Here is a 4,589-nt window from a genome sequence, read left to right as displayed (position 1 = left end):
GTCAGAGATCTCCTGTCGCGTCACCGTTCAAGACTCACCCACCGAGGAGCGGAACCTCTTGATCAACACGCCCTAGCTCCCTTGGGGGTCCCCCGATGGGGGAACCGCCATGGATTCGGATGCTCTGCGTGCGGCACGGCGGCGGCGTAGCGCACTTACAACGATGGGTAGAACAGAGATGAGGACGATCGTGACCATCAGAACATCGATGTTGTTCGCGATGAACGGTATCCCCCCCAGAAGAACACCCAACAAGACCATGCTCACGACCCATCCGATTCCCCCTAGCACATTCCAGAAGAAGAACCTCCGGTAGCGCATGTCGGCGATTCCAGCGGCAAGGGGAACGTACGTCCGGACGAACGGGACAAAACGGCCCAGTACGAGAGACGGGCCTCCATACCTCACGAAGAACGCGTGCGCGCTTTCGAGACGCTCGATGGTGAGCACTCGAGCACCCGGCCGGAACAAGCGCCTGCCAAATCTCCTGCCCAACCAGTACCCGACCTGGTCCCCCGCGACGGCAGCTACCGCAGCAACGATGACTACCTGCCACGCACTGATACCTAACTGGGGAGCCAGGATCGCGGCCGTGATCAGGAGAGAATCGCCCGGCAGGAAGGGGAAGAGCACGCCTGACTCGATGAACACCACCACGGCGATGCCCACCAAGACCCAAGGCCCGAACGCATGCAACCAGCCGGATGCGTCCAGAAGCGGAATCGCTGTAGCGACCATCAGCTGGCACTTCTCTCTGATCGAAATGGTGCGGGAAAGAGCCGGTCAATTCTCTGTTGAATGTCTCCCACGCTCAACAACCGTCCGATAACGGCGTACGCGAGGGTCGCTGCGAAGAACCCGTACACAACCGCGGCTATCACGTCGCTCGGGTAGTGCGCCCCTACATACACACGGCCGATCGCGATGATGAGGGTCGCCGTGCCGCCAAGCGCAACCGCCCCCCATCGATAGCGGCTGGTCCAGAGCAGCAAAACCACCACGGTAGACAGTGCGGAGATGAAGGTCACATGCCCACTGGGAAAACTGGCATCCACTTCAATCGGTCCCACATGGTGGGTGATCGCGCTCCAGTCGGGACGGGGCCGAGCAACAAGGGCTTTGATGAGGGCGCTCGACAACCAACTCAGAGCAACCGCGAGTCCCGCGCCGAGGCCCACCGCCAGACTCCGGTAACGCCATCCGGCAAGTCCTGCGAACGCGACTCCGATGGCGATCGCCATCGGCGCTCCCACGGCGAACGCGGCGAACTCGCCCCATGCGTCCATAAAGGGTGCCTGTGCTCCGTTCAGCCAGATGTCGAACCCGAGCTCGTTCTTGTCTCGCGAAACCACCAGTCCCCACAGAAGAACACCAATCATGCCAGCGAGGCATACCGCGACGGTCAGTGAGAACTCCCAGGGCAGCCCTGGCCACCTCCTAGTCGCCGTGTTTATCGCATGCTCGGAGTTTTGTGCCATGACAGGATCGTGCCCGATCGCCTCAAAGAATCCTCGAAGAAACACACGGCCTGCGAGGTCTGGGGTGGTGGATGACCGCCCCCACGTTGCCTACCCTCAGGACCGTCTTAGCGACAAAGCCATACGCTTGCGAGGTGATACACCGTTCCTGCGTTGATGTACGAACCGGTTTGCTCGCCACAGGCAGCAGCATGTTCAGTCGTCGACAGTCGGGCGGGGGGCTGTGCTGAAGCTACGGCGGTTTCTGTCCTGGAGCCGGAACTGGATGAGCCGGCATCCCACAACGGTCTTTCTCGCCGTCCTCGTGAGCGCCTTCACTGTTGGCGGGGCGATGAACTCGGAGATGAGACTCGAGCCGCAGGCCGTGTCGGGTCCCGCCGGGTTAGACCTCGATCGCTGGTGGAGTTCGCTGTCGTCGCTCTTCTCCATATCCGACCCGCTCGCCCTGACCCTCTTGATCCCCCTTCTACTGCTGGTCATGGGACTTTGCGAGAAGAGGATGGGCAGTGTGAGGAGTCTCGTTGTCTACCTCCTCGGCGGGGTGTTGTCAGCAGTTGCTGGATTCGGGATTGGGTTCCTCGAGGAGCAGTACCTCGAGTTGGTTCCCCTGAATGCGGCGACGTTAGACACATTGTCTCCTCTCGCACCGCTGGTATGCACCGCCATGGCGGCGAGCTCATTTGTGAGCGCCTTGTGGCGCCGGCGGGTGCGCCTACTCACGACAGTGGTCGCCGTGACCCTCTATCTCTATGCCGGCAGCTCGAACGATCTCTTCTCGCTCGTCGCTGTTCCGATCGGCCTCGGTCTGGGCTACGCGTTCGGTGGTAAGCGTCGACCGGTGAGGGTTGTCCGCAGCTCTCACCACGAAAAGCGTGTTCTCCTGGCTGCCCTGGTCCTCGTAACTTCGATCGGTCCTGCCGTGGCGACGTTCGGCGGCAGCGGAGCTGGGCTCTTGTCCATCTACGGGTTCTTGTCCTCAGACCCCATATCGGTGGTCGACGGTCAGGTCTGTGCCTTCGGCTCGATGGCTGCTCCCTGCCCAGCTGCATACAGTTCGTCCACAGACCTTCAGCCGGCCGCGGGAGCCATCGCACTCCTTCCCATTATCGTGGCGATCCTCGCCGCCGTCGGTCTTCTCCGGGGCCGACGCGATGCTCTCTGGATCCTGGTCATACTCAATGCTGCCCTGTTCGGCGGCATGATCTGGCTGCTCGCAGCCATTCAGCCTGACACGCTTGCCCTCCTCGCCCAGGCACGAGACACAGAAACGCAGGAATACGTCTGGCAGACACTCGTTGGTTTAGTTGTCGGTGCTGCTGTTCCGCTGATCGTACTGATCGCCCTACTCACCTTCCGCAGAGACGCCCGTGCCTCCTCGACCGCTCCTGCTCGAAGAACCTTCGCGGTCGCCTTGGCCGGCGGCGCCGGGGTCGGGGTAGCCCTGTGCTGCGCGGGAACGATAGTTGCGCGAGAGGGGTATCTCCCGTCGCCGCCCATCGCCACGATCATTACCGAGGCGCCGCTGCGACTGATTCCCCCGACACTGTTCCCCTCTGATGCCCTCATATTCGTCCCCTACACCGACGCAGCGCAAGCAGCGTGGTATCTACCTTCGGTCGTGTTCTGGATGACCGTCGTCATTGCCACCGCCCGCCTCGTACTCTCGCCCGGCGCCGTCGCGGGAGCAGCCGATCGTGCACGCATCAGGGCGCTTGTGCGGCGTGGGGGTGGAGACAACCTCTCCTATATGGCGACGTGGTCGGGCAACTCCTACTGGTTTTCTTCTACTCTGGACGCCGCATTTGCGTACCGGGTGCATGGGGCGGTCGCCGTCACCCTGGGGGCAGCAATCGGCCCCGATTCAGCGCGGACGGAAGTTGCGCGAGAGTTCGTCGAGTTCTGCGGCGGCAACGGATGGACGCCGGTTTTCTACAGCGTCAACGAATGTGCCTCCGTCTCCCTCGCGGAGCTCGGGTGGCAGCGCCTCCCCGTAGCGGAGGAAGCCATCTTGAACCCGTTAACCTGGACGAGTGCCGGCAAGAAACGGCAGGACGTGCGTACGGCGACCAATCGGGCGCGCCGCGAAAACCTCTCAGCCCGATGGACGAGCTGGGATCGACTAAGTTTTGCCGAGCACACCCAAATTCGAGAGATCTCGGAGGTCTGGGTTGCCGAACAAGGTTTGCCGGAGATGGAGTTCACCCTCGGCGGGGTCGACCAACTGGTCGATCCCGCTGTGCGCTTGATGATTGCCACCGATGAGAATGGTCGGATCCACGCCATCACAAGCTGGCTGCCCACCTACGCGCTAGGCGGTGCCATCGACGGGTACACGCTGGATCTGATGCGGCGTAGACCCGACGCCATGAATGGTGTGATGGAGTTCACCATCGGCGCGGCGATCGACGCCTTGAGGAACGAGAACTTGTCGAGGCTCAGTCTTTCGGGCAGCCCCCTTGCGACTGTCGTTGATAAGACGGACGCAGCGGTCCCGCTGGCTCGCCTGCTCGCCAGTTTGGGTGAAATGATCGAACCCGGTTATGGGTTTCGATCACTGCATAGTTTCAAGCGGAAGTTCCAGCCCGAGTTCGTCTCCTTATGGCTCGTCTACCCCGACAATGCTGTTCTACCGGCGGCGGCCGTCGCAATCGCCCGCTGTTACATCCCGAACTTGACCATAGCTAAAGCGGTCAGGATGGGCGGCGCGCTCCGCGGATCAGGGATCAGCGCACCGCTGCCTCACTAAGGAGCAGTTCTCCACTGCTCGAACAACAACTACGTCTGGGGTGGGACGTATCCCGTCCCACGTAGCTCCACCCGAAGCCTGTCGCCGTCGCGGGCCCCGGCGCCGGGCAGACGGGGCACTCGGACGTTGTGTGAAGGAACATTGGAACCCAATGGCCGGATACTGAGACGCGTCCAATGTCCTTCATCAACGGCTCTGAGAACGTGGGCATTAGGAATCCCCTCTGCCGAAACGAGGACCTGTCCTTCGCGCAACAGCAGCCGGTGACGGCGCTCACTGAAATTCCTCAGTTCTGCTCATCGAAATTCCCCACACTGGGTCGCTCCGCCGCATGAGGCGGGCCTTCCTCGATGCTGGTGGTCTCT

General features: G+C 61.9%; 3 protein-coding genes. 1 reads left to right on the top strand and 2 read right to left on the bottom strand.

The features are described 5' to 3' along the window. Positions 1-72: 72 nt before the first annotated feature. Entirely contained in the window at positions 73-738 is a 666-nt protein-coding gene (locus BGN98_RS00015) for a DedA family protein (RefSeq protein WP_288118553.1), read from the bottom strand. Next, positions 738-1,478 (bottom strand): phosphatase PAP2 family protein, encoded by a 741-nt coding sequence (locus BGN98_RS00010; protein ID WP_288118550.1) that lies wholly within the window; start codon positions 1,476-1,478, stop codon positions 738-740. Before BGN98_RS00010 ends, BGN98_RS00015 begins: the two co-directional genes overlap by 1 nt. Before the next feature lie 265 nt (positions 1,479-1,743). On the opposite strand from BGN98_RS00010, the gene BGN98_RS00005 reads away from it, so the two are divergent. Then, the gene (locus BGN98_RS00005) at positions 1,744-4,224 is read left to right on the top strand and encodes a bifunctional lysylphosphatidylglycerol flippase/synthetase MprF (RefSeq protein ID WP_288118547.1); all 2,481 of its coding nucleotides are present in this window, start codon (positions 1,744-1,746) and stop codon (positions 4,222-4,224) included. Positions 4,225-4,589 lie beyond the last annotated feature (365 nt).

The sequence above is a fragment of the Microbacterium sp. 69-7 genome (assembly GCF_001897985.1).
Taxonomy (GTDB): Bacteria; Actinomycetota; Actinomycetes; order Actinomycetales; family Microbacteriaceae; genus Microbacterium; species Microbacterium laevaniformans.
Note: the sequence above shows the minus strand (reverse complement) of the source record. Positions and strands in the feature narration are given on the sequence as shown.

What these genes read in the sequence shown, in the direction of transcription:
- BGN98_RS00015 (WP_288118553.1), bottom strand. Translation starts at nt 738, where the DNA reads ATGGTCGCTACAGCGATTCCGCTTCTGGACGCATCCGGCTGGTTGCAT.
- BGN98_RS00010 (WP_288118550.1), bottom strand. Translation starts at nt 1,478, where the DNA reads ATGGCACAAAACTCCGAGCATGCGATAAACACGGCGACTAGGAGGTGG.
- BGN98_RS00005 (WP_288118547.1), top strand. Translation starts at nt 1,744, where the DNA reads ATGAGCCGGCATCCCACAACGGTCTTTCTCGCCGTCCTCGTGAGCGCC.